Origin of the sequence: Streptomyces sp. NPDC049597 (genome assembly GCF_040675505.1) — a bacterium.
Lineage (GTDB): Bacteria > Actinomycetota > Actinomycetes > Streptomycetales > Streptomycetaceae > Streptomyces.
On the sequence record NZ_JBFAOY010000037.1, the window covers coordinates 1 to 26,400 of the forward strand.

Annotated in this window: 23 protein-coding genes and 1 pseudogene; 10 read left to right on the forward strand and 14 right to left on the reverse strand. The window is 72.6% G+C overall.

Annotated features, from left to right (window positions below):
- Positions 1 to 431: 431 nt before the first annotated feature.
- The 3 genes from AB0K02_RS29340 to AB0K02_RS29350 are packed head-to-tail and all read right to left on the reverse strand — an operon-like array spanning position 432 to position 3,476.
- Entirely contained in the window at positions 432 to 1,025 is a 594-nt protein-coding gene (locus AB0K02_RS29340; RefSeq protein WP_365995583.1) for a TetR/AcrR family transcriptional regulator, read from the reverse strand.
- Positions 1,026 to 1,062: 37 nt separating this feature from the next.
- Positions 1,063 to 2,715 carry an AMP-binding protein gene (locus tag AB0K02_RS29345; protein ID WP_365995584.1) on the reverse strand — a complete coding sequence of 551 codons (1,653 nt, stop codon included), beginning with the start codon at positions 2,713 to 2,715 and terminating at the stop codon, positions 1,063 to 1,065.
- Positions 2,712 to 3,476 (reverse strand): SDR family oxidoreductase, encoded by a 765-nt coding sequence (locus tag AB0K02_RS29350; protein ID WP_365995585.1) that lies wholly within the window; start codon positions 3,474 to 3,476, stop codon positions 2,712 to 2,714. Before AB0K02_RS29350 ends, AB0K02_RS29345 begins: the two co-directional genes overlap by 4 nt.
- A 164-nt stretch (positions 3,477 to 3,640) precedes the next feature.
- Between AB0K02_RS29350 and AB0K02_RS29355 the strand changes: the two genes are divergently transcribed.
- The 4 genes from AB0K02_RS29355 to AB0K02_RS29370 all read left to right on the forward strand — a co-directional run bounded on the left by AB0K02_RS29355 (position 3,641) and on the right by AB0K02_RS29370 (position 8,512).
- Positions 3,641 to 4,882: a DUF1343 domain-containing protein gene (locus AB0K02_RS29355; RefSeq protein ID WP_365995586.1), complete on the forward strand. Its 1,242-nt coding sequence runs from the start codon at positions 3,641 to 3,643 to the stop codon at positions 4,880 to 4,882.
- Positions 4,883 to 5,177: 295 nt separating this feature from the next.
- Complete coding sequence (locus tag AB0K02_RS29360) at positions 5,178 to 6,470, forward strand: serine-threonine protein kinase (protein ID WP_365995588.1); 1,293 nt, start codon at positions 5,178 to 5,180, stop codon at positions 6,468 to 6,470.
- Between the two features lie 114 nt (positions 6,471 to 6,584).
- The gene (locus AB0K02_RS29365; RefSeq protein WP_365995589.1) at positions 6,585 to 7,196 is read left to right on the forward strand and encodes a hypothetical protein; all 612 of its coding nucleotides are present in this window, start codon (positions 6,585 to 6,587) and stop codon (positions 7,194 to 7,196) included.
- A 242-nt stretch (positions 7,197 to 7,438) separates the two neighbouring features.
- Positions 7,439 to 8,512 carry an RNA ligase (ATP) gene (locus AB0K02_RS29370; RefSeq protein WP_365995590.1) on the forward strand — a complete coding sequence of 358 codons (1,074 nt, stop codon included), beginning with the start codon at positions 7,439 to 7,441 and terminating at the stop codon, positions 8,510 to 8,512.
- A 51-nt stretch (positions 8,513 to 8,563) separates the two neighbouring features.
- Here the strand turns inward: AB0K02_RS29370 and soxR are convergent, their stop codons facing one another.
- Positions 8,564 to 9,043: a redox-sensitive transcriptional activator SoxR gene (soxR, locus tag AB0K02_RS29375; protein WP_365995592.1), complete on the reverse strand. Its 480-nt coding sequence runs from the start codon at positions 9,041 to 9,043 to the stop codon at positions 8,564 to 8,566.
- A 108-nt stretch (positions 9,044 to 9,151) separates the two neighbouring features.
- Between soxR and AB0K02_RS29380 the strand changes: the two genes are divergently transcribed.
- The gene (locus tag AB0K02_RS29380; RefSeq protein WP_365995594.1) at positions 9,152 to 9,613 is read left to right on the forward strand and encodes a MaoC family dehydratase; all 462 of its coding nucleotides are present in this window, start codon (positions 9,152 to 9,154) and stop codon (positions 9,611 to 9,613) included.
- Here AB0K02_RS29380 and AB0K02_RS29385 read toward each other — a convergent pair.
- The 3 genes and pseudogenes from AB0K02_RS29385 to AB0K02_RS29395 all read right to left on the reverse strand — a co-directional run bounded on the left by AB0K02_RS29385 (position 9,601) and on the right by AB0K02_RS29395 (position 11,479).
- Positions 9,601 to 10,227, reverse strand: a complete 627-nt coding sequence (locus AB0K02_RS29385) for a TetR/AcrR family transcriptional regulator (protein WP_365995595.1) — start codon at positions 10,225 to 10,227, stop codon at positions 9,601 to 9,603. The genes AB0K02_RS29380 and AB0K02_RS29385 overlap by 13 nt on opposite strands.
- 54 nt (positions 10,228 to 10,281) lie before the next feature.
- On the reverse strand, positions 10,282 to 10,569 hold the full coding sequence (locus tag AB0K02_RS29390) for a YiaA/YiaB family inner membrane protein (protein ID WP_365995596.1): 288 nt from the start codon (positions 10,567 to 10,569) through the stop codon (positions 10,282 to 10,284).
- A 92-nt stretch (positions 10,570 to 10,661) separates the two neighbouring features.
- A pseudogene (locus AB0K02_RS29395) lies at positions 10,662 to 11,479 on the reverse strand (acyl-CoA dehydrogenase family protein).
- Between the two features lie 62 nt (positions 11,480 to 11,541).
- On the opposite strand from AB0K02_RS29395, the gene AB0K02_RS29400 reads away from it, so the two are divergent.
- From AB0K02_RS29400 to AB0K02_RS29410, 3 genes are read left to right on the forward strand one after another with little or no spacing between them, the layout of a single operon-like run.
- The gene (locus tag AB0K02_RS29400) at positions 11,542 to 12,198 is read left to right on the forward strand and encodes a TetR/AcrR family transcriptional regulator C-terminal domain-containing protein (RefSeq protein WP_365995597.1); all 657 of its coding nucleotides are present in this window, start codon (positions 11,542 to 11,544) and stop codon (positions 12,196 to 12,198) included.
- 15 nt (positions 12,199 to 12,213) lie between these two features.
- A complete protein-coding gene (locus tag AB0K02_RS29405; RefSeq protein ID WP_365995598.1) occupies positions 12,214 to 12,915 on the forward strand; it encodes a winged helix-turn-helix domain-containing protein in 702 nt (233 codons plus the stop codon).
- Between the two features lie 32 nt (positions 12,916 to 12,947).
- A complete protein-coding gene (locus tag AB0K02_RS29410) occupies positions 12,948 to 13,940 on the forward strand; it encodes a DMT family transporter (RefSeq protein WP_365995599.1) in 993 nt (330 codons plus the stop codon).
- On the opposite strand, the gene AB0K02_RS29415 is transcribed toward AB0K02_RS29410, so the two are convergent.
- From AB0K02_RS29415 to AB0K02_RS29445, 7 genes are all read right to left on the reverse strand, one after another.
- Positions 13,861 to 15,207 carry an MFS transporter gene (locus tag AB0K02_RS29415; RefSeq protein ID WP_365995600.1) on the reverse strand — a complete coding sequence of 449 codons (1,347 nt, stop codon included), beginning with the start codon at positions 15,205 to 15,207 and terminating at the stop codon, positions 13,861 to 13,863. The genes AB0K02_RS29410 and AB0K02_RS29415 overlap by 80 nt on opposite strands.
- 456 nt (positions 15,208 to 15,663) lie before the next feature.
- On the reverse strand, positions 15,664 to 16,743 hold the full coding sequence (locus tag AB0K02_RS29420; RefSeq protein ID WP_365995601.1) for a zinc-binding dehydrogenase: 1,080 nt from the start codon (positions 16,741 to 16,743) through the stop codon (positions 15,664 to 15,666).
- 16 nt (positions 16,744 to 16,759) lie between these two features.
- Entirely contained in the window at positions 16,760 to 18,154 is a 1,395-nt protein-coding gene (locus AB0K02_RS29425) for an aldehyde dehydrogenase family protein (RefSeq protein ID WP_365995602.1), read from the reverse strand.
- A gap of 213 nt (positions 18,155 to 18,367) precedes the next feature.
- Complete coding sequence (locus AB0K02_RS29430) at positions 18,368 to 19,597, reverse strand: MFS transporter (RefSeq protein WP_365995603.1); 1,230 nt, start codon at positions 19,595 to 19,597, stop codon at positions 18,368 to 18,370.
- A 1-nt stretch (position 19,598) separates the two neighbouring features.
- Positions 19,599 to 21,023, reverse strand: a complete 1,425-nt coding sequence (locus AB0K02_RS29435) for a citrate:proton symporter (RefSeq protein WP_365995604.1) — start codon at positions 21,021 to 21,023, stop codon at positions 19,599 to 19,601.
- 118 nt (positions 21,024 to 21,141) lie between these two features.
- Positions 21,142 to 23,319, reverse strand: coding sequence for a molybdopterin oxidoreductase family protein (locus tag AB0K02_RS29440; protein WP_365995632.1), 2,178 nt, complete (start codon positions 23,317 to 23,319; stop codon positions 21,142 to 21,144).
- Positions 23,320 to 23,569: 250 nt separating this feature from the next.
- On the reverse strand, positions 23,570 to 24,190 hold the full coding sequence (locus AB0K02_RS29445; RefSeq protein WP_365995605.1) for a TetR/AcrR family transcriptional regulator: 621 nt from the start codon (positions 24,188 to 24,190) through the stop codon (positions 23,570 to 23,572).
- 99 nt (positions 24,191 to 24,289) lie between these two features.
- Here AB0K02_RS29445 and hmgA point away from each other — a divergent pair, with 99 nt between their 5' ends.
- Together hmgA and AB0K02_RS29455 are read left to right on the forward strand one after the other, a co-directional pair.
- A complete protein-coding gene (gene hmgA / locus AB0K02_RS29450; protein WP_365995606.1) occupies positions 24,290 to 25,618 on the forward strand; it encodes a homogentisate 1,2-dioxygenase in 1,329 nt (442 codons plus the stop codon).
- A 23-nt stretch (positions 25,619 to 25,641) separates the two neighbouring features.
- Entirely contained in the window at positions 25,642 to 26,394 is a 753-nt protein-coding gene (locus AB0K02_RS29455) for a GntR family transcriptional regulator (RefSeq protein WP_365995607.1), read from the forward strand.
- The last annotated feature ends 6 nt before the right edge of the window (positions 26,395 to 26,400 follow it).

Genomic DNA, 26,400 nt, shown 5'->3' on the forward strand with positions numbered 1-26,400 from the left:
TTTGTTTTTTTTTTTTTTTCTATTTTCTACCCGCGTGGTCTTCGGCGGGGCCTTCTCTCATAAACCGGTTGGGGCTCTGGTGGGGGGGGGGGGGGGGGGGGTTTTTTTTTTTTGGTGGGGGGGGGGGGGGGGGGGGGCCTTCCCCCACCCCGCCCCTTCCCGTAACTGGGGGCTCCGCCCCCAGACCCCGCTGATACGGGGGCTGCGCCCCCGTCCCCCTACGGAGCGGCAGCTCCGCGCCGCGCGAACGGCCCGACCAGGCACATTCAGCCCCGCCGGCGATTGAGGCGCGGGGCTCGGGGCAGCGCCCCGACAGCAGCGCCACGCGCACAACGCAGAGCCCGACCGCAGCGCCGCGCGACACGACGCAGAGCCCCCACGAGCGCGCCACGCGCACGACGCAGCCCGCCCCCATGGGGGGGCACGCGCGGTCAGGGGCGGAGTGCCCGCAGGAGGAGGTCCGCGAGGTGGTCCGCTACCTGCTGCTTCGTCAGGGGGCCGTCCGGGCGGTACCACGTCGACAGGTGGTGGACCGACCCGAAGTGGTAGTCCACCACCAGGTCCGCCGGCGTCGCCGACGAGAAGACGCCGCTCTGCTGCCCCTCCTCCACCAGCGCCCGGAACCGCTCGTGGTAGCGGCGCCGCTCGGCCCGCACCTGCTTGTGCTTCTCCGGGCTCAGGTGGTGCATGGAGCGGAAGAAGATCGCCGCGTCGTCCAGGTTGTCGATGGTGGTGACGACGACGTCCGCCGCCGCCTCGCGCAGCCGGTCCTCCACGGGCTCGTCCGCGTCGGCGAAGGCGTCCAGCCGCTCCTGCTGGACGCGCAGCACCCGGGAGTAGACCTCCTGCAGGAGGTCCTCCTTGGACCCGAAGTAGTGGTAGAGCGCCCCCTTGGTGACGCCCGCCGCCTCCACGATCTCCTGGACCGACGTGCGGTCGTATCCCTGCTCGGCGAACAGGCGGGTGGCGGCGGCCAGCAGCCTCTGCGGTACGGGGGTCGCCTCCCCGTCCGTCGTCCTGGCCATCGCCGCCACCTTCCTTTCCTGCCGGAACATCCGTGTTCTACACCCGGGAACGCAGTTCCCGTCTGAGGATCTTCCCACTTGTGGTCTTCGGGAGCTCCGGCAGGATCACTACTTCCCTGGGGTATTTGTAGGCGGCGAGCCGCTGCTCGCAGTAGGCGGACAGCTCCTCGGGCCCGACGCCGGCCCCCGTCCGCAGGCTGACGTACGCCTTGACCGTCTCCCCGCGGTAGGAGTCCGGCACGCCGACGACGGCCGCCTCACGGACCGCCGGGTGCGTGTAGAGGACGTCCTCGACCTCGCGGGGCCAGACCTTGAACCCGGAGGCGTTGATCATGTCCTTCTTGCGGTCGACGACGTAGAGCCAGCCGTCGGCGTCCATGAAGCCGATGTCGCCGGTGCGCAGTTCGCCGTCCGGGAACGCCTCGGCGGTGGCCTCGGGCAGGCGCCAGTAGCCGGGCACGACCTGCGGGCCGCGGACGGCGATCTCGCCCTGTTCGCCGAGGGGCACGTCGTCGCCCTTCTCGTCGACGATCCGCACGACGGTGTCGGGGCCGGGCAGGCCCACGGACAGGGTGCCCGACGCCGGATCGACGGGTGCCTCCCTCTCCGGGGGCACGGACGCACACGGCGCGGTGCACTCGGTGAGCCCGTAGCCGTTGCGTATGTACGGCCCGAAACCGGCGCGGAACTTCTCCACCAGCGCGGGCGGCACGGGCGCGCCACCCGAGGAGATCACGGCGAAGGAGGCGAAGTGCGCGCGGGTGGCGGCGGGGTGGGCGGCCAGTGCCATGAAGGCGGTCGACGGGCCGACGGTGTACGCCGGCCTGTGCTCGGCGAAGGCGTCGAGCACGACGCCCGCCTCGAAGCGGTAGGCGAGCGCGAGGGTGCCCGCGTTGGCGATGCAGACGGCGAGCTGGCAGACCATGCCGGTGATGTGGAAGAGCGGCGCGAGGGCGAAGTAGCAGGCGCCTTCGGGGACGGGGTGGCCGGTGCGCTGCCGCTCGGCGTTGTAGGTGATGCCGCCGTGGAGGTTCATCGCCCCCTTGGGGGTGCCGCTGGTGCCGGACGTGTAGCTGATCAGGGCCACGTCCGCGGCACCGAGTTCACGCCCGGAGGGCGCCGGGAGGCGTCGGCGGCCGACGGTGAGCAGGTCGTCGGCGTCCTCGGCCCGTGAAGCTCGCTCGAAGGAGAGGACCCGCTCGTCGTTGCGCGTCTGGAGGTCGAGTTCGCAGGCAGTGAGCGCGACGCGCACGGACGAGGCGGCGGCACACTCGCGCAGGTACGCCTCCCAGGCCCGGTCGGAGCAGATCAGCGCGGTGGCCCCGGAGTCGGCGAGGACATGGGCGACCTCGCCCGCCTTGTACATCGGGTTGAGCGGGACGACGGTCGCGCCGGCCTTCCAGGCACCGAGCAGCGCGATGACGAAGTGCGGGCTGTTCTGGAGCATGAGGGCGACGCGGTCGCCGCGGGCGACACCGCGCTCGGCGAGGTGGGCGGCGACGGAGTCGGAGAGGTCGTCGGTCTCCCGGTAGCTCAGCCGGCCGTCGAAGTAGGCGAGCGCGGGATGTTCCGGAGCGCGGGCGACGGCCGCGCGGAAGGAGTGCACGACGGTCGGGGGCGGGGTTATGGGGGCCCGCTGTGCCTCGGTCAGCTGCCCGAGCCACGGCTGCGCGGCGTACACGGAGTTCATCGGCCCGCCTCCTCCCACTTCCGCTGGATGTGGTTCATGCCGGCGATCCAGCGGTCGGTCTCGGTGGCGCGCGCCGCGTAGTAGCCGGCGACCTCCGGGTGCGGCAGGACGAGGAAGCGGTCCTCGTCCATCGCGTCGAACAGGGCGTCGGCGACGTCCTCGGGCTCGATCGCGGTCGGCTTGAGGACGATGTCGCCGGCCGATCCGGTGGCGGCGAGCATGTCGGTCCGTACGCCCTGCGGGCAGATGGCGTGGACCTTGAGGCCGCGGTGGCGGTAGGTGAGGGAGAGCCACTCGGCATAGGCGAGCGCTCCGTGCTTGGTGACGCTGTAGGGCGCGGCCCCGATCATCGTGAGCAGTCCGGCGGCGGAGACGGTGGAGACGAAGCGGCCGGTGCCGCGCTCCAGCCAGTCGGGCAGCAGGGCGCGGCTCGCCCGGACGTGCGCCATGACGTTGACGTCCCAGGCCGAGGCCCAGACGTCCTCGTCCGCGAAGGCGTCGCCGCCCGAGCCGAGACCCGCGTTGGCGCAGTAGACGTCGACGACGCCGCCGAGGGCGTGCCGGGCCTCGTCGACGACGTCGGACGCGTCACCGGGTACGGCGGTGCCGCCGATCTCGTCGGCGACGGCCTTGGCCTTGCCCGCGTCGATGTCGTTGACGACGACCCGGGCGCCCTCGGCGGCGAACCGGCGGGCAAGGGCGGCGCCGATTCCGCCGCCCGCTCCCGTGACAACAACTCCTGCGCCCCGCACCGTGCTCATCAAGCTCCGCCTTTCGCAGCGTCCCGGCTGTCCAGGCAGACTAACCGGTCGGTATGCCGACGTGGAAGGGGGCGGCCGGACGGCCGTGCCCGGGTCGTTCCCCCAGGGCGTCAGGAGCGCTAGCGTGCGTGGCCATGACAGACGGCGATCACGGAGGTAGCTCGATGAGCCTTTCCAGACGGGGTTTGCTGGCCGCCGGCGGCGCGGTGGGGGCCCTGGCCGCGACATCCGTCACGCCCGCCGCCGCCCATACGGGCCGCGGCCGGGTGCGCACCGGATTCGAGCGGCTGGCCGCCGACGGGTACGCGCTCCTGGCCGGTGAACGGATCGGCGTGGTCACCAACCCGACCGGCATCACGCGGGAGGTCCGGCACATCGTCGACGTCATGCACGCCGACGAGCGCGTGAACCTGGTCGCCGTCTTCGGACCCGAGCACGGCTTCCGCGGCACGGCGCAGGCGGGCGGCTCCGAGGGCCGCTACGACGACCCGGCGACCGGGCTGCCGGTGTACGACACGTACCTGAAGAGCGGCCGGCCGCTGGCCGACATCTTCACCGCGTCGGGCGTGGACACGGTCGTCTTCGACATCCAGGACGCCGGGGCCCGCTTCTACACCTACATCTGGACCCTCTTCGACTGCATGCAGGCCGCCGAGCTCGCGGGCAAGCGGTTCGTGGTGCTCGACCGGCCGAATCCGGTGACCGGCCGGGCGGCGCTGGGACCGGTGCTCGACAAGGCGTTCGCGACGTTCGTGGGCCGTGAGCCGATCTCGCAGGCGCACGGCATGACCGTCGCCGAACTGGCGCTGCTCTTCAACGGGGAGTTCCTCACACGACCGGTCGAGCTGGAGACCGTGACCATGACCGGCTGGCGCCGCTCCGACTTCTACGACGAGACCGGGCTGCCCTGGGTGCCGCCGAGCCCCAACATGCCCACCCCCGACACCGCGCTCGTCTACTCCGGCACCTGCCTGTTCGAGGGCACGAACCTGTCCGAGGGGCGGGGCACCACCCGCCCCTTCGAACTCCTGGGCGCGGAGGGCGTCGACCGCCGCTGGGCCGAGGCCGCGAACGCACTGGACCTGCCCGGCGTCCGCTTCCGCGAGGCGTACTTCGCGCCCACGTTCTCCAAGTTCCAGGGCAGGACGATCGGCGGCGTCCAACTCCACGTCCACGACCGGCAGTCCTTCGACCCCGTCGGCACCGGCATCGCGCTGCTGGTGACGGCGAAGCGCAGCTGGAGCGGATTCGCCTGGCGCCCCGACCACTGGATCGACAAGCTGACCGGTTCCACCAAGGTGCGCACGCTCATCGACGCGGGTGCGGACGCCGATGAGGTGGTGGGCGCGTGGCGGGACGAGTTGGCCGCGTTCCGCGCGGTACGCCGGCGGTACCTGCGCTACTGACCTCGCCGCGCGGCGGCGACTGCCGCACCGGAAGCGGGGCCTGCCGGCCGCGCCCCCATGCGCGGCCGGGTTCTCGCACGGCCCGCGCGTGGCTGGGAGTGAACCGTGGGACGAGGAACACGGGCGACGCGCGCGGCGGCCGGGTCCGGGCACGTGCGGCTGGTCACGCCGTACGGCGTCCTGATCCCTCCGCGCCGGGCCGGGGCGGCCGGCCGGCTCTGCCCGCTTCCGGGGTATGGCCGTTTCTCCCCTTGCGCAGGATCCTGTGGTGACGGGCCAAGGGGAGGGGCGGGCCATGTCGGGGACAGGTGTGCGACCGTACCGGGAGATCACTTTCGACGCGGACGGCGATGTGCTGGGGCCGTACGGCACCCTCATGGATCCGGACGTCACCGACCTGGTGATGTTCGCTCACGGGTGGAACAACTCCCCGGGCACGGCCCGGCGGCTCCACGCGTCGTTCTTCGCTCCCTTCCCCAAGCTGGTGGCGCAGACCCCGCAGGCACGGCTGGGGTACGCGGGCGTCGTCTGGCCCTCGATGCGGTTCTCCGACGAGCCGATCCCCGACGTCGAACCGGCGGCCGCCGGCGCCCAGCCGTCGGGCCCCGGCCTGGACGGGGCGACCCGCGCGGTGCTCGCCGAACTGTTCCCGGGACATCGCGACACCGTCGAACGGCTCGCGCAACTGCTGGACGATCAGCCGGAGTCACGGGCCGCCTTCGCCGAGTTCGGCAGGCTGGCACGGGAGTTGGCGGCCACGCCGCCCGGCGGCATGGAGTCCGGGTTCGCCGAGGACCTGCCGCACGACGAGCAGAGCCCGCCCGCGGTGCTGTACGAGGACACGCTCACCCTGTGCCGCAGGCTGGCCGCCGCCCTGGAAGCGGAGTCCGGGTCGCTGTACGGCGCGACGCCGTTCGGCGGCGGTCTGCGCTCCGCGTGGCGGGGCGCGAAGGAGTTGCTGCGGCAGACGACGTACTACGCGATGAAGCGCCGCGCGGGGACGGTCGGCGAGTTGGGGCTCGGGCCGTTCCTCGGCCGGCTGGCCCGTTCGGCGCCGCGGCTGCGGGTGCACCTCGTCGGGCACAGCCAGGGGGCGCGACTGGTGGCGTTCGCGCTGCGGGGACTGCCGGACGGCGTGGACAACGTCAAGTCGGTGACGTTGCTCCAAGGCGCCCTGTCGCACTACGCGTTCGCGTGCGGCCTGCCGCACGCCCCGCACAGCGCGGGCGCACTCGCCGCGGTGCAGGAGCGGGTCGACGGGCCGGTGGTCGCCTGCTACTCGCGGCACGACAGTGCCCTCGGCGTGTTCTATCCGCTGGCATCGGCCCTGGCCGGGGACGAGGCGTCGGCGGTCGGCGGCGACCGGCGCTGGTGGGCGATGGGCCACGACGGCATCCAGGCCGTCGCGGGCACGCCGCGGCTGACGCTGGAGGAGGCGCTGCGCGACGGCCTGCCGGACTCGGGATGCGTCAGTGTGGACGCCGCGCAGGTGGTGCGGCGGGGCGGGCCGCCCGCGGGTGCGCACAGTGACATCTGCCACGAGGAACTGGCCCGGGTGGTGCTGTCGGCGGGGCGCGTCGGCCGCTGAAACAGGGGCGTGATCCGGTCGACATGACACGTCCCGATTTTCGATGGAGCCGAAACGGGCACTCCTACGTCCATTCTTCAACGCCGATGTACGAGCGACGGAGGTGTCGACGCGATGGCGGGTTTCCGGAGTCTTGCGAGACAGGTGCGTGACGTGCGGTGCGACTTGGCGCTGCGGCGCTACTCACTGCGCAAGTGCCTGGAAAGATTTGCCCCTTATGGGCACCGGGCCACTTGGGATCATCTGTGCGCGAGGCACGGCATCGAGCCCGAGGACAGGGCACCGGATCCGGCGCGGCTGGTGGCCGCGCTGGAGGAGTTGGAGCAGGCGCGGGCCGTATGGCTCGCGTACGAGGAGAACTTCGCGGACCGCCGCAAACGGGAGAAGCACGAGGGGCTGCGGCGGCCCGGACACATCGACGACTGGCACCGCAGGACGTGGGGCGGCAACGGGATCGCGCGCTGCGACAGCCCCGGGACGCATCCCTCGGAGCCGCTGGACGAGGTGCTGCGCAGCCTGATAGGCGCGCTGGAGACGGAGCCCGGGGACGCGTGCCCGGTGTGCAGGGGAACGCACATCGTGTGGCGAAGGGACCTGGAGCACGAGCCGTTCTCCGGCCCGATCTGCACGGGCTGCGGGATCGTGGTGCCCCAGCCCGTGCTGACGCCGGAGGCGGTGACCGCGGCGAAGCGCGCGGGGCGCCGGGAACTCGCCTCGGTGGCCTGAGGGACGCCGGTCCCGGGTCGGGGGGCCCGGGACCTCTCCCTCATCACGCGGGGGCGCGCCGCGTGCCCGGACGGCGTCACGGGGGCGTGCGCGAGGATCTGATCCCGCACCCGCGGAGGGCGTCGGCCTGTTCTGCGGGCCGGGAGAGGATGCCGACGCTAGCAGACGTGAAATCCCGTGGCCCATTGGGATTTCACGGCCGAGAGTGGGGGCGACGAGGACCACGACCGAGGAGCCCCCCGATGTCGACGCTGCGCGTCACCGCCGAAATCCTGACCGTGCACGAGCACCCGAACGCCGATGCGCTGGAGCTGGCCCAGGTGGGCCTGTACCGCGCCGTCGTCGCCAAGGGCGTCTATCGCACCGGCGACGCCGCTGTCTACATCCCCGAGCAGGCCGTGCTGCCGGCGGCGCTCGTCGAGGAGCTGGGTCTGACCGGCCGGCTCGCGGGCGGTGATGCCAACCGGGTCAAGGCCGTGCGCCTGCGGGGTGAGCTGTCGCAGGGGCTCGTGTGCCGGCCGCGTGCGCTCGCGGACGTCGATCTGGCGCGGGCGGCCGCGGACGGCACGGACTTCGCCGAGCGGCTCGCCATCACCAAGTGGGCGCCGCCGATCCCGCCCCGGATGAGCGGCGATGTGGAAGCGGCACCGGACCTGCTGCCGTGGGTGGACATCGAGAACCTGCAGCGCTATCCGGGCGTCTTCGAGCCCGGGGAGGCGGTCGTGATCACCGAGAAGCTGCACGGATCCGCCTGTCTGGTGACGTACGGCACGGCGGACGGCGGCCGGGTGCAGGTCTCGTCCAAGGGTTTCGGCGCCAGGGGACTGGCCATCAAGCGGGACCCCGCGAACCTCTACTGGCGCGCGGTGCTCGGGCACGGCGTGCCCAGGATCGCGGCGCGCCTCGCCGAGCGGCTCGGTGCGAGCCGGCTCGGGGTGTTCGCCGAGGTGTACGGCGCCGGCGTCCAGGACCTCGGTTACGGCAAGGACGCCCGGGCGGAGAACGGGCTGGGCTATGCCGTGTTCGACATCTCGGCGGAGATCGACGGCCAGGTCCGCTGGCTGGACCCGGCGGCCGTGCTCGGTGGTGAACTGCCGGTCGTTCCCCGGCTGTTCGCCGGTCCGTACGACGCGGAGAAGGTGCTGGAGCTGGCGAGCGGCCGCGAGACGGTGTCGGGCTGGCGGCTGCATCTGCGCGAGGGCGTCGTCGTGCGGCCGGCGGTGGAGCGGTACAGCCCGGTCACCGGCGGGCGCGCGATCGCCAAGGCGGTGAGCCCGGCATACCTGACCCGTAAGGGCGGCACGGAGTACGAGTAGGACCCCACGACAGGCGGGCCCGGCACGGGGTGCGGGCCCGCCTCGCGTGTGTCAGGCCGGGTCGCCCGTGGCGCGCCGCCGCTCCGGCAGGAGCCGGGAGCCGGTCGACCGCTCGCCGAAGACGTCGTCCGGGTTGGACAGCACGCATGTCTGCAGCGAGAGGCAGCCGCAGCCGATGCAGTCCGTCAGATGGTCCCGCAGACGGCCCAACTGCTTGATGCGCTCGTCCAGTTCGCTGCGCCACGCCGCCGACAGGCGGGCCCAGTCCTCGCGGTCGGGGGTGCGCTCCTCGGGCAGTTCGGCGAGCGCGTCGCGGATCGTGGCGAGCGGGATGCCGACGCGCTGCGCCGCTCGCACGAACGCGACGCGGCGCAGCGCGTCCCTGCTGTAGCGGCGTTGGTTCCCGGCGGTGCGGCGACTGCTGATGAGGCCCTTGGACTCGTAGAAGTGCAGGGCCGACACGGCCGCGCCGCTGCGCGCGGAGAGCTGGCCGACCGTGAGCTCATGGATCTTCTCGGGAATCTGTGGCACCCCTCGAAGCCTACTGGCCGTCCGTTGACAAGCGGACCGCTCCCCCACCATGCTGAGCAAGCGCTTAGACACGGGCTTTCGAAGACGCGAGAGGCAGGGACCAGCAACATGGCAGAGCCGAGGATCTTCACCTCCCCCGAGGAGCTGCGCGCCGGGGTCGGCGAGCAGCTCGGGCACAGCGACTGGCTGGAGGTCGACCAGAAGCGGATCGACCTCTTCGCCGACGCCACCGGCGACCACCAGTGGATCCACGTCGACCCCGAGCGCGCGGCCGGCGGCCCCTTCGGCACGACGATCGCCCACGGCTATCTGACGTTGTCGCTGCTGCCGGCCCTGGTGCCGCAGGTGCTGCGGGTCGAGGGCATGAAGATGGGCATCAACTACGGCACCAACAAGGTGCGCTTCCCCGCCCCCGTGCCGGTCGGCTCCCGGCTGCGCGCGACGGCCGTCCTGCAGAACGTGGAGGAGGCGGGCGGCGGCGTGCAGGTGACCGCCCTCGTCACGGTCGAGCGCGAGGGCGGCGACAAGCCCGTCTGTGTGGCGGAGTCGGTGTCCCGCTACTTCTTCTGAGCCCCCACCATCCGCAGGACGAGGTCGGCGTAGAACGCGCCGACCTCGTCGGGCGTCCGCCGGCCCTGGGTGTTGAACCAGCGGGCCACGTCGATGCACAGCGACAGCACGGCGACGGTGGTGCCGGGCACGTCGGGCACGTCGAACTCGCCCGCCGCCACGCCCTCTTCGAGCAGTCGGCGCACCACGGCGTCGGTCTCGCGGCGCAGCGCGATGATCTCCGTGCGGTGGGCTTCGCCGAGCGCGTCCAGTTCGTACTGCACGACCCGCGCGGTGGTGTGCCGGCCGGCGTGCCAGCGGACGAAGGACCGCACGGCGTCGGCGAGCCGCTCGGTGGGCGTGCCCTCGCCCTCGTACGCCGCCGAGAGGATCTCCAGCGCCTTGTCGTGGCCGATCCTGCTGATCCGGTGGAGCAGCTCTTCCTTGGTCTTGTAGTGGATGTAGAGCGCCGCCGGGCTCATGCCGGCCCGGCCCGCGATGTCACGTGTCGTGGTCGCGTGGTAGCCGCGCTCCGCGAACGCCTCGACCGCGGCGACCAGCAACTTCCGGGCCGCCTCCGGAGTGACCTCGTCCCACGGCTTGTCTTCTTCGGCCGTCCGGTCCGCCGCACTCATCGCTAGCCCCTTCCCTGGTCAGGCGAACACCATACCGTGACAGTGAGCGGGCGCTTAGAGCTTCTGGAACGGGTCGTGCTCGGCGAGCAGCTTCTCCAGCCGGGCCTGGTCGACCCGGCTGACGATCTGCCCGGCCTCCTGACGGTCCCTGACCACCTTGGCGAGGGTGAAGGCGGAGGTGGTGAGGTAGAGGACGGCGATGCCGAGGAAGGCGCGCACCCAGGCGTCCGCCTCCAGGTTGAAGATGCCGACGGCGACGGCTCCGAGCGCGATGGCGAAGGAGGCGACGGCCTGGCCGTAGTACGCCGCGGTGTTCTGCTGCTTGACCGGTGTCTCACTCATGGGCACAGCGTCGCGCCCCGGTCGTCGGGCGGCATGCGCGCTCGTACTCAGTCGGCGTACTTCGGCGTACTCACGTGCCTCCCGCGGCCCTATCAGAAGGCGGAGACCCCGGTGAGCGCCCGGCCGATGATCAGTTTCTGGATCTGGCTCGTGCCCTCGTAGAGGGTCATCACCCGGGCGTCGCGCAGCAGTTTGCCGACCGGGTACTCGTCGATGTAGCCGTAGCCGCCGAAGACCTGGAGGGCGTTGTTCGCGGCCCGGACCGCCGCCTCGGAGGCGAAGAGCTTCGCCTTGGACGCGGCGGTGGCGAAGTCCTCGCCCCGGTCGACGAGACCGGCGACCCGCCAGGTCAGCAGCCGGGCGGCGTCCACGTCGACGGCGATGTCGCTGATCAGCTCCTGGACCAGCTGGTGGTGTGCGATGGGCCTGCCGAACTGCTCGCGCTCGCCCGCGTACCCGACGGCCGCGTCCAGTAGCCGTCGCGTACGGCCCTGGTGGCCAGGTTTCCCGCGTCGGAGCCGGTGCCGGGCTCGGTGAGACCGAAGCAGCCGACGGCCTCGCCCGCCGTCAGGCCCGGCAGCCACCGGCGCTTCTGCTCCTCGGTGCCGTAGGCGGCCACGGTCTTGGCGACCAGTCCGAGCGAGACGGAGACGATGCCGCGCACCGACGAGTCACCGCGGCCCAGTTCCTCGGTGACCAGGCAGTACGCGAGATGGTCGCCGCCGGAGCCGCCGTACTCCTCGTCGATCGTGAGCCCGAGGAAGCCGAGCGCGCCGAGCTTCTTCACGATGCCCCGGTCGACGCTCTCCGCGCGGTCCCATGCGACGACGTGCGGGGAGATCTCGCGGGTGACGAAGTCCCGGGCGAGCCGCCGTACGGCCGCCTGCTCCTCGCCGAGCTCCAGGTCCATGTGCGGCCACCCCACTTTAACTATCACTGCTAGTTTCTTTACGGGTGCCTACTATGTGCCGCATGGCCCGACCGCGCAAGCCCCTCCTCAGCAGAGAACGCATCGTCGAGACGGCGAGCGCGCTCGTGGACGCCGAGGGACTCGACGCGGTGTCCACCCGCCGCCTCGCCGCCGAACTCGGCGTGAGCGGCCCCTCGCTCTACAATCACTTCCGCAACAAGGACGAGATCCTCGACGCCGTCGCCGACGCCGTCAGCGCCCGGGTCGACCTGTCGATGTTCCGGGAGGACGACCCCCGCGACTGGCGCACGGCCCTGCACGACTACGCGGTCTCCTACCGGGCCGCGCTGACCGCCCACCCCCACACCGTCCCCGTGCTGGCCCGCGGCCCCGGACGCCGGCCGGCCGGCCTCAAGGTGGCCGACACGGTGTTCGGAGCGATGGTCCGCGCGGGCTGGCCCCCCGCCCAGGCCACCCACATCGGCGCGCTGATGCGCTACTTCATCACCGGCTCGGCGCTCGGCTCCTTCGCCCGCGGCTTCGTCGACGACGCGGCCGCGTACGACCCGGCCGACTACCCGCACCTGGGCCAGGCCCACCTGCTGGCGGAACGACAGGAACAGGTGGACGAGGGCGCCTTCGAGACCGGACTGCGGGCACTGCTCGACGGTCTCGCGATCCAGTACGAGACGCTTCGGCCCGCGCCGAACCGTCGCTGACGCATCCTGGGAGGCATGACCTCCTCGCGTGACCTCGCCGCCTTCGCCGCGCTCCTCGCCGACGAGACCCGGGCCGGGATCTGCCTCGCGCTGCTCGACGGGCGGGCCTGGACGGCCGGAGAACTCGCGCGGCACACCGGGGTCGCCGCGTCGACCGCCAGCGAGCATCTCGGCAAGCTCGTCGCCGGCGGGGTGCTCGCCGAGGAGCGCCAGGGCCGGCACCGCTATGTGCGGCTCGCCGACGAGCGTGTGGCGCATCTCGTCGAGGAACTGGCCGCGTACGCCGCGCCGGAGGGGCCGGCGCGACCGCCGCGCGGACTGCGCGAGTCGACCGTCGCCGCCGCCATGGCGCGCGGCCGCACCTGCTACGACCACCTCGCCGGCAGACTCGGCATCACGATCACCGGGGCCATGACCGAGCGCGGACTGCTCAGCCAGGACGCCGGCTTCGCCCTCACGGAGCGGGGCGCGCGGTGGTTCGGCGAACTCGGGGTGCCGCTGGAGCGCACCGGCCGCCGTCCGCTCGTGCGGGGCTGCCTGGACTGGACCGAGCGCAAGCCGCACCTCGCGGGGCTCGCCGGGGCACGGCTGTGCCGCCACGCCCTGGACGCCGGCTGGTGCGTGCGGATCGGCTCGGAGCGGGCGGTGAAGGTGACGGCCGAGGGCGAGCGGGCTCTCGACCGGCTGCTCGGCATCGTGCCCGGGACATTGCGGTGAGCGCCGAAGGGTCCGGGCCCTACGGTCGCCCCATGACGAACCCGATTCGCCGTACGCAGCACGCTCGGTGGCCCGCACTGGCCGCAGCGGGCGTCACCGTCGTGCTGTGGGCCTCCGCCTTCGTGTCCATCCGCAGTGCCGGCGAGGCGTACTCCCCCGGAGCCCTCGCCCTCGGCCGCCTGCTCGCCGGGGCCCTCGCGCTGGGCTGTGTGCTGCTGGTGCGCCGCGAGAGGTTGCCGCCCCGGGCCGCGTGGCCCGGCATCGCGGTGTCCGGGCTGCTCTGGTTCGGCGTCTACATGGTGGTGCTCAACTGGGGCGAGCAGGAGGTCGACGCGGGCACGGCGGCGATGGTCGTCAACATCGGGCCCGTGCTCATCGCGCTTCTCGGCGCGCGGCTGCTGGGCGAGGCGGTGCCGCCCCGGCTGCTGGCGGGCATGGCCGTGTCGTTCGCGGGCGCGGTCACGGTCGGCCTGTCGATGTCCGGCGAGGGCGGGGCGTCCACGCTGGGGGTCCTGCTGTGCCTGCTCGCGGCCGTCGGCTACGCGGGCGGCGTCGTGGCGCAGAAGCCGGCGCTGGCGCACGCGAGCGCGCTGCAGGTGACGGCCTTCGGGTGCCTGGTGGGAGCGGTGGCGTGTCTGCCGTTCGCCGGGCAGCTGGCGGACCAGGCGGCCCGTGCCCCGGTGTCCGCCACGCTGAACATGGTCTACCTCGGCGTGTTCCCGACCGCGCTCGCCTTCACGACCTGGGCCTATGCCCTGGCGCGTACGACCGCGGGCCGGATGGGAGCGACCACGTACGCCGTCCCGGCCCTGGTGGTGCTCATGTCCTGGCTGGTACTGGAAGAGGTGCCGGGGCCGCTGACCCTGGCCGGCGGTGCGCTGTGCCTCGCGGGGGTGGCGGTGTCGCGGTCCCGGCCGCGGAGGGCGTCCGCGGCCGGGGCGCCCGTCACTCCGCGGGAGCCGGCTCCTTCACCTCCGGCGTCGCCGGGGCGGCCGCCTTCGCGGCCCGCGAGGCGAGAATCCTGATCGAGACCAGGGCGATCACGGCCAGCCCGATGATGTAGGCGGAGACGGCCATCGACGTGCCGGTGGCCTCCAGCAGCAGCACCATCATGAACGGCGCCAGGCCGCCGCCGAAGACCGCGGCGATCTGGTAGCCGAGCGAGGCGCCGGTGTAGCGCATCTCGGCGGTGAACAGCTCGGCGAACAGGGCGGCCTGGGGTCCGTACATGATGCTGAGGAAGCAGCTCGTGACGAAGGTTCCGACGCCGAGCCACAGCAGCGAGGCCGTGTCGATGAGCAGGAACATCGGCACCGCCCACAGCAGCAGGCCCACCGCGCCCGCGGCGTAGATGCGCAGCCGCCCTATGCGGTCGGACAGGGACGCCGCCGCGGGGATCAGGACGAGCTGGGTCAGGCTGACGCACAGGGAGACGGCCAGCACCGCGCTGCGCTTCATCTCGAGCTCGCGGGTCGCGTAGTCGAGAACGCCGGTGATGATGATGTAGAACGTCGCGGTGTTGACGGCGAAGGAGCCGCCGGCGAGGAGGACGGTGCCGAGGTGGCTGCGCAGGATGGTGCGCAGCGGCGAACGCCTCTCGGTCTTCTCCTGGGCGGCGAGAGCGCGTTCGGCCTCGCGGAACGCGGGGGTCTCCTCGACCCGGGTGTGGATGTACCAGGCGAGGCCGAGGACGAGGAACCCGACGAAGAACGGGACGCGCCAGCCCCAGGAGGCGAAGGCCGCGTCGTCGGTGAGGGAACCGGCCACGAGGAAGACGGTGTTGGCGGTGACCACGCCGATGGGGACGCCGAGCTGGACGAGGCTGCCGTACAGACCGCGCTTGCCCTCGGGGGCGTACTCGGTCGCCATCAGCATCGCGCCGCCCCACTGGGCGCCGACGGCGATGCCCTGGACGATCCGGAGCAGCACGAGGACGACGGGGGCGGCGATGCCGATGGTCTCGTACGTGGGGAGCAGCCCGATGCCCGCGGTGGCGACGCCCATCAGGGTCAGCGCGAGGACCAGCATGGGCTTGCGGCCGCGCTTGTCGCCGAGCTGGCCGGCGATGATGCCGCCGACGGGGCGTGCGAGGAAGCCCACCGCGAAGGTGGCGAAGGCGGCGAGGACGCCGGCGGAGGAGCTGCCGGCGGGGAAGTAGAGATCGCCGAGGACGAGGGCGGCGGCGATGCCGAAGACGAAGTAGTCGTACCACTCGACGGCGGAGGCGAGAGCGGCGGCGGTGGCGACGCGCCGGCGGTTCGGGGCGGCGGGGGACGGGGGTGCGGTGTCCATGCGTGCACTCCAAAGGTGCGGGGACGAGGAGTGCGGGGACCGTACCGACCGGTGGGTATGGAGTCAACGGGTAGCGCAAGGATGGGCTCCGCGGGGGCGCAGCGGGAGCGGGCAGCACGAAGGGGCCGGGGGCGGCGATGCCCTCCGGCCGGGCGAGCAGCAGATATGGCCGGGCAGGCAACATGGCCCTGGGGGCGGGCAGAAGCTCCCAACGCACACCGGCGCGGTGCAACCCCAGCCGGTGCGCGACGGCGCAAGCCTGGACGTCCGGACCGATGTTCGCCCTGCCGCCGCAGGCTCCGGAGCCTGCGGCGGCAGGGCGAAGAACCCGTCCTGAACCAGGGCGGGCCGAAGCCCCCAACGGGCGGCAGGGTGCGGAACCCGCGCTCGGCAGGGCGCTGGGCTGTCGAGGCCGGGGCTCGCCCCGGGTACGGGGAGGGGCGTGGTGCGGGAAGGTCAGAACACCACCAGCGACCGCCCCCCGCGGCCCTCGCGCATCGCCGTGAACGCCGACGGGATGTCCTCCAGGCCGATGCGGTCCGTCACGAGCACGCCCAGGTCGAGGCCGCCCCCGCGGATGTGGGACGCGAGGACCGGGAGGTCGCGCTCCGGGTCGCAGTTGCCGTAGACGCAGCCCGACAGCGTCCGGCCCCAGTGGAAGATCTCCAGGGCGTTGAAGGTGACCTGCTGGTCCTTGCCGCCGATGCCGACGACCGTGGTGCGGCCGCCGCGGCGGGTCGAGTCCCAGGCCGTGCGGATCGTGGTCGCGCGGCCGACGCACTCGATCGCGACGTCCGCGCCCCGCCCCCCGGTCAGCCGGCGTACCTCCTTCGCCGTGGTGTCGGACGCGACCACGTACTCCGTGGCGCCCGCCCGGCGGGCCAGTTCCTCCTTCTCGGGCGAGACGTCGACCGCGATGACCGTGGCCGCGCCGGCGATCCGGGCCGCCTGGAGCGTGGCGAGGCCCACCCCGCCCACGCCGTGGACGACGACCGACTCGCCCTCGCGTACGCGGGCGGAGTGGTGGACGGCCCCGTACCCGGTGAGCACGGCGCAGCCGAGGAGCGCCGCGTCGGTCAGGGACACGCCCTCGGGCGCGGGGAGCACGCAGTTCGCGGCGACGACGGTCTCCTCGGCGAACGCGGCCACGTTCAGCCCGGGATGCAGTTCGGTGCCGTCCGCGGTGACGGCGTGGACCCGCCCCGCGCCGGTCAAGGCGTCGGCGCACAGCCAGATCTCCCCGATCGAGCAGGCGTGGCAGCTGCCGCAGGACGGCGCCCAGTTGAGGACGACGCCGTCGCCGGGTGCGACGTGGGTGACGCCCTCGCCGACAGAGACGACGGTGCCGGCGCCCTCGTGGCCGAGGACGGCCGGGACGGGCACGCGCATGGTGCCGTTGGACAGGGACAGGTCGGAGTGGCACACCCCGGCGGCGGCGAGGCGGACCCGGACCTGGCCGGGGGCGGGCTCGGGCAGCGAGATCTCGGCGATCTCCAGGGGGGAGCCTACGGCGGGCAGGACTGCGGCGCGGACCACGATGGTGTCTCCCGGCTCAGAACTGGAGGGACTTGGTCTGGAGGTACTCGGCGAGGCCGTGCGGGCCGAGTTCGCGGCCGACCCCGGACTGCTTGTAACCGCCGAAGGGAGCACGGGGGTTGAACCTGCCGCCGTTGATGTCGACCTGCCCGGTGTCCATGCGGCGGGCGAACGCGACCGCCTCGGCCTCGTCCCCCGCCCAGACGGCGCCGGCCAGACCGTAGACGGTGCCGTTCGCGATGGCGAGCGCGTCGTCCTCGTCCTCGTACTTGAGGATCGAGACGACCGGACCGAAGATCTCCTCCTGGGCGATGGTCATGCCGGGGGTGACGTCGGCGAAGACGGTCGGGCTGACGTAGTAGCCGGTCTCCAGCGGCGCGTCCGGGCCGCCGGCGACGATTCGCGCGCCCTCGGCGATGCCCTTCTCGATGTAGCCGCGGACCCGCTGCTGCTGCTGGGCGTTGACGAGTGGGCCCACCCGTTCACCGGGAACGTACGTGGCGACCGCGGAGGCGGCCAGCGCGACGGCCTCGTCGTACCGGTCCTTGTGCACGAGCATCCGGGTCCATGCGCTGCACGTCTGGCCGGAGTTGGACATCACGTTGGCGATGCCGACGTTCACGGCCTTGGCGAGGTCGGCGCTCGGCAGGATGACGTTGGCGGACTTGCCGCCGAGCTCCAGGGCGACGCGCTTGACCGCGGCGCCCGCGCTCGCGCCGATCCGCCTGCCCACGGCCGTCGAGCCGGTGAAGGACACGAGGTCGACGTCCTCGTGTGTGGCGAGGGCCTGGCCCGCGACCGGCCCGAGGCCGGTGACGAGGTTGAACACTCCGGCGGGTACGCCCGCGTCGTGGACGGCCTCGGCGAAGAGCTGTGCGGTCAGCGGGGTGTCCTCGGCCGGCTTGAGGACGACGGTGCATCCGGCGGCGAGCGCGGGGGCGGCCTTGGCGACGACCTGGTGCAGCGGATAGTTCCACGGCGTGATCGCGGCGACGACGCCGGCGGGCTCCATGAGGACGGTGGAGTTGCCGATCGTCTCCTCGAAGGAGTAGTCGGCGGCGAGTTCGGCGTACGAGCCGGCGACCAGCAGCGGCATGCCGGTGTGCACGGCCTGGGCGAGCGCGGGCGGGGCGCCGAGCTCGGCGGTGACGGTGGCGGCGATCAGGTCCTGGCGGCGTGCCAACTCGTCGCGCAGGGCCGTGAGCAGGGCGGCGCGCTCGGCGGGCGGGGTGGCCGCCCAGGCCGGGAACGCGGCGCGGGCCGCGCGCACGGCGGCGTCGACGTCCTCGGCGGTACCGGCCGGCACATGGGCGATGACCTGCTCGTCCGCGGGGTTGACCACGGCGATGGTGTCGGTGGTGGCCGCCGGCCGCCACTGGCCGCCGATGTACATGCCGTCGTGCGCCTTCATCGCTCTCCTCCACGCTTCACGGTCGTGTCCGCGCCCCAAACTAGCGATGTTAGTTTTCGCGCGCCAGAGGCAACCGGGCGATGTCCGCGTCACATCTTCCCCGGCAGTCCAAGAGCGCTCGCCGGTAAGAAGGAGGCAGAGAAAGGCCCCCGGCCACGCGGCCGCGGCCTCGTGACGTGAGCGCGGTGTCCGGGGTGCCGGCGGACAGGGCGGCTATGGCTGCCGGTTCCCGTGTTCGGCCGGGTGCACGGGGCGAGTACCGGGCTTCGATGCGGGCTCCGGGGGGCCCGCGGGGCGGGGGCGGCGGAGGGCCGCCGCCGACGACAGCACCAGCAGTGCCCCGGTCAGGACGAACGGCGTGGCGGCGCCGGAGAGCCCGGCGACCAGGCCGGCGCCCGCGGGCGCGGCCACCTGGCCGAGGCGGTTGCCGGTCAGGCGCAGGGCGAGCGCCGTCGACCGCGCGTCGGCAGGTGCCGCCTGCACCACCGTCGACATCGACAGCGGCTGGCCGGCACCGAGGCAGAACCCCAGCAGGATCAGCATCGCGGCGAGCGCCCACAGGGGCGTGGGCAGCGCGATGCCGCCGCACAGCAACCCGCCGACCAGGCAGGTCGTGGTCAGCAGACCCCTGCGGCCCATGAGCCGGATCATCGGGGTCATCACCAGCCGGCAGGCGATGGTGGCCGCGGCCCGCAGGCTGAGCAGCACACCGACGACGGCGGGCGCGATGCCCCGGTGCTCGCCGATCACCGGGAGGTACGCCGTGAGGATGTCGGTCGCCGAGAGCACCGCGAGGCTGATGAAGATCCCGGCGGGTACGCCGCGGGTGCGCAGGATGCTGTGCACGGGCACCGTCGCGCGATCGGCGCGCGGCCGTGGCGGGGTGCGGTGCTCGATGCGCCACAGCGAGGCGAGGGACGCGGCGGCCACCGCCGCCGCGACGAGCAGCGCGTATCCGCTCGTACGGGCCAGGTCGCCGCCGATCACGGCACCGGCGGCGACCGGCCCGACGAGCTGGCCGAGCGAGGCGCCGATGGTGAAGTGGCCGAAGTTGCGGTCCTGTTCGGCGGGTGCGGACTGCCGGGCGACGATGGACTGGGCGCCGATGACGAAGCACAGGTGGCCGAGCCCCATGACGCCGCTCCAGGCGGCCATCGCCGTGAGGGAGCCCGCGGTACCGCCGAGGGCGCATCCGCCGGAGATCAGGACGACGCCGACGGGCAGCAGGGGCGCGCACCGCCCGTGGTCCGTCCTGCGCCCCAGCGGTACGGCGGCGAACAGGGGAAGCAGCGCGTAGACACCGGCGATGACGCCGATGGCGCGCTCGTCCGCGCCCAGCGACAGGGCGCGGTAGGAGACGGCGGGCCGCGCCATCGACACCGCGCCCTGGGCGAACGAGAACGCGATGACGAGGCGCAGCAGCCAGCTCCGGGAATCCGTCACGTCAGATGATTCCGAAGAGGATTCCGGCGCCGAGGACCACCAGCGAGGTGAGCGCGGCCCACTTGACGGTGAAGCGGGTGTGGTCGCCGAACTCGACCTTGGCCATGCCGACGAGGACGTACACGGCGGGCACCAGCGGGCTCGACATGTGCAGGGCCTGGCCGACGAGCGAGGCGCGGGCGATCTCCAGCGGGGAGACGCCGTGGGCGGCGCCGGCCTCGGCGAGGACGGGCAGGACGCCGAAGTAGAAGCCGTCGTTGGACATGAAGTACGTGAGCGGGAGGCTCAGCAGACCGGTGACGACGGCCATGTGCGGGCCCATGCCCTCGGGGATCGCGCCGACGAGCCAGTCGGCCATGTGCTCGACCATGCCGGTGCCCGTGAGGACGCCGGTGAAGACGGCGGCGGCGAAGACCATGCCGGCGACGTTGAGGACGTTGTCGGCGTGGGCGGCGATCCGGGCCTTCTGGTCGGACATCCGGGGGAAGTTGACCGTGAGGGCGAGGGCCGCACCGAGCAGGAAGAGGACCGGGATGGGCAGCAGCTCCATGATCATGGCGGCGAGGAGCGCGACGGTGAGCCCGGCGTTGAACCAGTAGAGCTTCGGGCGCAGGGTGGCGCGGTGCGGGTCGAGGCCCTGGAGGCCCTCGTCGTCGTCCTCGGCGGCGTCCTTGCCGGCGGGCGAGTCGCCGCCGGCGTCCGATGCGCCCGCACCGGAGCCACGGCCCGCGGCCGGCTTCGCCGGGTCGCCGCCGCCCGTCTTCACCAGCACGGTCTCGGTGTCCGGCTCCAGGACCTCGTCCAGGGAGAGGTAGCCGAGGCGCTTGCGCTCGCGACGGCCGAGGACGTACGCGAGGACCATCACGAACAGGAGGCCGACGCCGAGGGCCGGGATCATCGGGACGAATATGTCGCCCGCGTCCAGTTTGAGCGCGGTCGCCGCACGGGCGGTCGGGCCGCCCCAGGGCAGCGTGTTCATGACGCCGTTGGCGGTCGCGGCGATACCGGTCAGGACGACCAGGCTCATCTTGAGGCGCTTGTAGAGCGGGTACATCGCGGAGACCGTGATCATGAAGGTCGTCGAGCCGTCACCGTCCAGCGAGACGATGGCGGCCAGCAGAGCCGTACCGATCACGATGCGCAGCGGGTCGGCCTTGCAGAAGCGCAGGATGCCTCGGACGATCGGGTCGAACAGGCCGACGTCGATCATGACGCCGAAGTAGACGATTGCGAACATCAGCATCGCGGCCGTGGGCGCGAGATTGCCGACGCCCTCGAGGACGTAGTCCCCGAGGTGCGCACCCTTTCCGACGATGACGCAGAAAAGTGCGGGGATGAGGACCAGCGCCGCTATCGGCGACATCTTCTTCATCATGATCAGGACCAGGAAAGTCGCGATCATGGCGAAGCCGAGGATTGTCAGCATGGGGACACCTAACGTTCATCCTTGAACTCCACCGGGGCGGCGGTTCGGATGACGTTAGGTGTCGTCAATCGCCGTTAACAAGGTGTTGACACGTGAGCAATACGAGCAAAAGCCCAGGTCAGTCCATGGGTGCGACCTCGACGGGGAAGCCGTTGAGCACGGCCGTGCCCGACAGGGGGTCCAGCCGGGAGCCGTCGAGGAGCTGGTTGACGTTGACGCCGGGACGGGCGGAGGCCACCGAGAGCCGGGTGCCCGGCCGGTCGTGACCCCAGCCGTGCGGCAGGCTCACGACACCCGGGCGGACGTCGGCGGTGATCTCCACGGGTGCCTCCACCCGCCCGCCGTCCGCGGTGACCGTGGCCGTCGCGCCGTCCGCGAGGCCGAGGCGGGCCGCGTCGTCGGGGTGGACGTGCAGGGTGCAGCGGTTGGTGCCGCCGCCCAGTGCCGGCACGTTGTGCAGCCAGCTGTTGTTGGAGCGCAGATGGCGGCGGCCGACCAGGACGAGCCCGTCGGGACGCCGGTCGAGGGCGCTGCGGAGCCTCGGCAGGTCGGCGGCGATCGGCGCGGGCAGCAGCTCGATGCGCCCGCTGCGGGTCTTGAGCACCTGCTGGACGCGCGGCTGGAGGGGCCCGAGGTCGATGCCGTGCGGGTTCTCCAGGAGCTTGGCGAGGGTGAGCTCGTACGGGCCGAGGCGCAGCATCAGGTCCAGTCGGCGCTCGGCTCCGCTGCCGCCGGTGAGTTCGGCGGCGATCTCCGCCGGATCCTGGCCGTGCACGGGTGAGTGGGGGTCGGCGACGGCCTTGGCGAGGGTGCCCTGGACGACCATGTCGTCGACGGCGGACGGCTCGGCGCCGTGCATGCCGCCGACGGCGAGGATCAGCCGGGCGTGGATCTCGCACTCGTCCATCAGCCCGTCCTCCAGGGGGACGGCGGCGGGTGTGTAGCGGACCTGGTTGCGCACGGCGAGGGCGTTGAAGGCGAAGTCGAAGTGGGCGCTCTGGGACGGGGGCGGCGGCGGCAGTACCACGTCGGCGTGGCGTGACGTCTCGTTCAGGTACGGGTCGACGCTGACCATGAAGTCCAGGCCGCTCAGCGCCGCGTCGAGGCGGTCGCCGTCGGGGGCGGAGAGCACCGGGTTGGCGGCGATCGCGACGAGGGCGCGGATCCGCCCGTCGCCGGGTGTCTCGATCTCCTCGGCGAGTGCGGCGATGGGAAGCTCGCCCTTGGCCTCCGGGTGTCCGCCGACACGGCTCGACCAGCGGCCGAGAGCGAAGCCCTTGCCGGGGCCGGCCGGGCGCGGGGCCTTGTCGGTGGCGGCGAGGGGGAAGAGCGCGCCGCCGGGCCGGTCCAGGTTGCCGGTGAGGATGTTGAGGACGTCGACGAGCCAGCTCGCGAGCGTGCCGTGCTCCACGGTGCAGCTCCCGATGCGCCCGTAGACGGCGGCGGACGGCGCGGCCGCGAGCTCGCGGGCGATCGTACGGATCTCCTCGGCGTCCATGTCGCAGGCGGCGGCCACGGCTTCCGGGGTGAAGTCCCGCACCGCCGCCTCGACGTCGTCGAGCTGCTCCACGTGCCCGGCGAGGGCGCCGAGGTCGGTCAGCTTCTCCTTGAACAGGACGTGGGCGAGGGCGGCGAGCAGGAGCGCGTCGGTGCCTGGGCGGATCGCGACGTGCCGGTCGGCGAGCCGGGCGGTGCGGGTGCGGCGCGGGTCGACGACGGTGAGCGTGCCGCCTCGGCGGCGCAGCGCCCTCAGCTTGCCGGGGAAGTCGGGTGCGGTGCACAGGCTGCCGTTGGACTCGAGCGGGTTGGCGCCGAGGAGGAGCAGGTGGGCGGTGCGGTCCAGGTCGGGGACGGGGATGGCGACGGCGCTGCCGTAGAGCAGTCCGCTGGAGACGTGCTTGGGCATCTGGTCGAGGGTGGAGGCGCTGAAGACGTTGCGTGTGCGCAGGGTGGACAGCAGGAGCGGCGGGTAGAGGCCGCCGGCCATGGTGTGCACGTTGGGGTTGCCGAGCACGACACCGACGGCGTCGGCTCCGTACTGCTCGATCAGCGGTCGCATGCGGGCGGCGACCAGGTCGAACGCCTCCTCCCAGCTCGCCTCGCGCAAGCGGCCCTTCTCCCGCACGAGCGGGGTGCGCAGCCGGTCGGGATCGACGTCGAGCTCGCCGAACGAGGCGCCCTTGGGGCAGATGAAGCCCTCGCTGAAGACGTCGTCCCGGTCACCGCGCGCACCGGTGACCCGGGTGCCCTCGATGGTCAGGGTGAGCCCGCAGGTGGCCTCGCACAACGGGCAGATGCGCGGTGCGGTGCGGGCGCCCGGAGCGGCGGGCGGCGAGTTCGTGGTGGTACGGGCGGCAGGTGCGGTGCGGGACACGGGTCCTCCCCCGGGGCGGGCGGCACGGTGGCGGGTGCTGGCCCGCCGAGCATACCGACCGGTATGCATGGGCGGGAAGGGCTGTCACGTCGGGGGCGAGATGACACGAAGGGACACCTCCGGCGCGGAACGATGACGCCGGAGCCGGACCGGCCGTCCTCACGCTCCGCGCTCAGGCGTCGTCCAGCACGTCCGCGAGGTACGCGCGCAGCAGCCGCCGCGTCTCCCCCACGATGCCCTCGTCCCCCGACTCCCCCATACGGAAGGCCAGTTGGAGCAGGGCGTCCGCCGCCTCGACCGCGACCAGGACCGCGCGCCGCAGCCCCGCGTCCGGCTCGCGCCCCTGATGCGCCGCGAGCAGACGGACGAGCCGGTCGGCGACCTCCTCGTTGGGGCCGGCGGCCGGGCCGCCGACCGGGACCTGCGCACCGAAGTCGATCAGGGCGAACCCGGGGACCGTCCGCTTCATCGCCAGGTACTCGTCGAGCATGACGTCGAGGACGCCGCGCCAGTCCCCCGCCGGCAGCGGGACGAGGCGCCCGGCGACCCGCTCGGCGTACCGGTCGAGGTTGCGGTGCCCGAGCGCCCCCACGAGCGCCCGCTTGTTGCCGAAGAAGCGGTAGACGGAGCCGATCGGGACACCGGCCCGCACCGCCACGTCGCGCGTGGACAACTCCTCGTAGCCGCAGGTGTCGAGGAGTTCGGCGCAGGCGTCCAGGATGCGCGCGAGGCGGTCGGCACTGCGCCGCTGCACGGGCGCACGGCGCAGAGGTGGCTGCGACACGCCGTCCATGATGCCGTCCCGTTGCCGTTGACGGGAGGGTCCTGCAATCCTACGGTTGTCCATAGGAATGAGTTCGGGAACGGAATCCCTCGGCACCGGGAGCGGGCGATGAGCGGTATCGACGAGACGCGCAAACTTGTGGAGGGGCTCGGCGACGAGTCGTTCCTGTCCGGCTTCGGCAACGAGCACAGCTCGGAGGCGGTCCCCGGCGCCCTCCCCCACGGGCGGAACTCACCGCAGCGCGCCCCGCTCGGCCTCTACGCGGAACAGCTCAGCGGCAGCGCCTTCACCGAGCCCCGCGCCCACAACCGCCGCTCCTGGCTGTACCGCATCCGCCCCTCGGCCATGCACCCGGCGTTCGTCCGCGCCGACAACGGCCGCATCCGGACAGCCCCGTTCACCGAGACGGTCCCCGACCCCAACCGCCTGCGGTGGAACCCGCTGCCGGACCCCGCGCCCGGCACGGACTGGCTCGCGGGCCTGTGGACACTCGGCGGCAACGGCGACGTGACCCAGCGCACCGGCATGGCCGTGCACCTGTACCACGCCAACGCTCCCATGGAGCGGGTGTTCAGCGACGCGGACGGCGAGCTGCTCATCGTCCCCGAGCGCGGCGGCCTGCTGCTGGTGACCGAGTTCGGCCTGCTGCCCGCGCGGCCCGGCGAGATCGCGCTGATCCCCCGCGGCGTCCGCTTTCGCGTGGAGCTGCTCGACGAGAGCGCCCGCGGCTACGTCTGCGAGAACTACGGGCAGCCGTTCCAGCTGCCCGACCTCGGCCCGATCGGTGCCAACGGCCTCGCGCACCCCCGCGACTTCCTCGCGCCGGCCGCCGCCTACGAGGAGGTCGAGCGCCCCGTCGAGGTGGTCAACAAGTTCTGCGGGAACCTGTGGACCGCGACGTACGACCACTCGCCGCTCGACGTCGTCGCCTGGCACGGCAACCACGTCCCGTACGTCTACGACCTGCGCCGCTTCAACGTCATCGGCACGATCTCGTACGACCACCCCGACCCGTCCATCTTCACCGTCCTGACCTCGCCGTCCGACACCCCCGGCCTCGCCGGCGTGGACTTCGTGGTCTTCGCGCCCCGCTGGCTGGTGGGCGAGGACACGTTCCGCCCGCCGTACTTCCACCGCAATGTGATGAGCGAGTACATGGGCCTGATCGAGGGCGCGTACGACGCGAAGGCCGAAGGCTTCGTCCCCGGCGGCGGCTCGCTGCACAACATGATGTCGGCGCACGGCCCCGACCGGGAGACCTTCGACCGGGCGAGCTCCGTCGAGCTGAAGCCGCAGAAGGTCGACAACGGCCTCGCCTTCATGTTCGAGACCCGCTGGCCGGTGATCGCGACCGAGCAGGCGGCGAACGCCGACCACCTGCAGAAGGGCTACGACACCGTGTGGCAGGGTCTTGAGCGCCACTTCCGGCCCCAGTAAGAGATGCCGTGTAGGGAGACGCCGTGACCTCCTTCGCCCCGGACTCGCTCGTCCTGAACCGCAAGCTGCCGCTGTGGTACCAGGTCTCGCAGTCGCTGCGCGCCTCGATACTGGGCCGTGCGCCCGAGGCGTCGCTGCGGCTGCCCACCGAGGAACAACTCGCCCAGCACTACGGGGTGAGCGTGCTCACCATGCGGCAGGCGCTGAAGGAGCTGGAGGAGGAGGGGCTGATCTCCCGCCACCGCAGGCGGGGCACCTTCATCGAGCCGGGGGCCCGCAGGAGCGCGCCGAGGCGGCTGCTGGGCTCGATCGACGCGATCGTGGCCCAGCAGTCGGGTGAGCACACCACGGTCCTCGGCCACGGACCGCAGCCGGTCCCGGGCGAACTGGCCGAGTTCTTCCCCGACGAGGACGAGGTCGTGGTCTTCCGGCGGCTGCGCTGCGACGGCGACAGCGGCGAGCCCACGAACTGGGCGGAGAACGCGCTGCGCCCCGAGTTCGCGGGACGCGTGGAGTGCGCCGACCTGGAGCGCTGGCCGATGACGAAGGTCCTGCGGGACGTGCTGGGCGTCCGGATCAGCCGGATCACGGACACGGTGGAGGCGCGGCTGGCCGACCCGCAGACGGCGCAGCTGCTGCGAGTGCCGCTGCTCAGCCCGATCCTGCACTACACCGGGGTGACGTACGACGAGGACGGCCGGGTCGTCGACGTGGCCCGCATCCGCTACCGCGGCGACCGCTTCTCCTTCTCGGTGACCGTGGATGCCGCGGACTGAGCGGCT

Bases quoted from the DNA above. Each gene is read 5' to 3' on its own strand.
- AB0K02_RS29340 (WP_365995583.1), bottom strand. From the start codon at position 1,025: ATGGCCAGGACGACGGACGGGGAGGCGACCCCCGTACCGCAGAGGCTG.
- AB0K02_RS29345 (WP_365995584.1), bottom strand. From the start codon at position 2,715: ATGAACTCCGTGTACGCCGCGCAGCCGTGGCTCGGGCAGCTGACCGAG.
- AB0K02_RS29350 (WP_365995585.1), bottom strand. From the start codon at position 3,476: ATGAGCACGGTGCGGGGCGCAGGAGTTGTTGTCACGGGAGCGGGCGGC.
- AB0K02_RS29355 (WP_365995586.1), top strand. From the start codon at position 3,641: ATGAGCCTTTCCAGACGGGGTTTGCTGGCCGCCGGCGGCGCGGTGGGG.
- AB0K02_RS29360 (WP_365995588.1), top strand. From the start codon at position 5,178: ATGTCGGGGACAGGTGTGCGACCGTACCGGGAGATCACTTTCGACGCG.
- AB0K02_RS29365 (WP_365995589.1), top strand. From the start codon at position 6,585: ATGGCGGGTTTCCGGAGTCTTGCGAGACAGGTGCGTGACGTGCGGTGC.
- AB0K02_RS29370 (WP_365995590.1), top strand. From the start codon at position 7,439: ATGTCGACGCTGCGCGTCACCGCCGAAATCCTGACCGTGCACGAGCAC.
- AB0K02_RS29380 (WP_365995594.1), top strand. From the start codon at position 9,152: ATGGCAGAGCCGAGGATCTTCACCTCCCCCGAGGAGCTGCGCGCCGGG.
- AB0K02_RS29385 (WP_365995595.1), bottom strand. From the start codon at position 10,227: ATGAGTGCGGCGGACCGGACGGCCGAAGAAGACAAGCCGTGGGACGAG.
- AB0K02_RS29390 (WP_365995596.1), bottom strand. From the start codon at position 10,569: ATGAGTGAGACACCGGTCAAGCAGCAGAACACCGCGGCGTACTACGGC.
- AB0K02_RS29400 (WP_365995597.1), top strand. From the start codon at position 11,542: ATGGCCCGACCGCGCAAGCCCCTCCTCAGCAGAGAACGCATCGTCGAG.
- AB0K02_RS29405 (WP_365995598.1), top strand. From the start codon at position 12,214: ATGACCTCCTCGCGTGACCTCGCCGCCTTCGCCGCGCTCCTCGCCGAC.
- AB0K02_RS29410 (WP_365995599.1), top strand. From the start codon at position 12,948: ATGACGAACCCGATTCGCCGTACGCAGCACGCTCGGTGGCCCGCACTG.
- AB0K02_RS29415 (WP_365995600.1), bottom strand. From the start codon at position 15,207: ATGGACACCGCACCCCCGTCCCCCGCCGCCCCGAACCGCCGGCGCGTC.
- AB0K02_RS29425 (WP_365995602.1), bottom strand. From the start codon at position 18,154: ATGAAGGCGCACGACGGCATGTACATCGGCGGCCAGTGGCGGCCGGCG.
- AB0K02_RS29435 (WP_365995604.1), bottom strand. From the start codon at position 21,023: ATGCTGACAATCCTCGGCTTCGCCATGATCGCGACTTTCCTGGTCCTG.
- AB0K02_RS29445 (WP_365995605.1), bottom strand. From the start codon at position 24,190: ATGGACGGCGTGTCGCAGCCACCTCTGCGCCGTGCGCCCGTGCAGCGG.
- hmgA (WP_365995606.1), top strand. From the start codon at position 24,290: ATGAGCGGTATCGACGAGACGCGCAAACTTGTGGAGGGGCTCGGCGAC.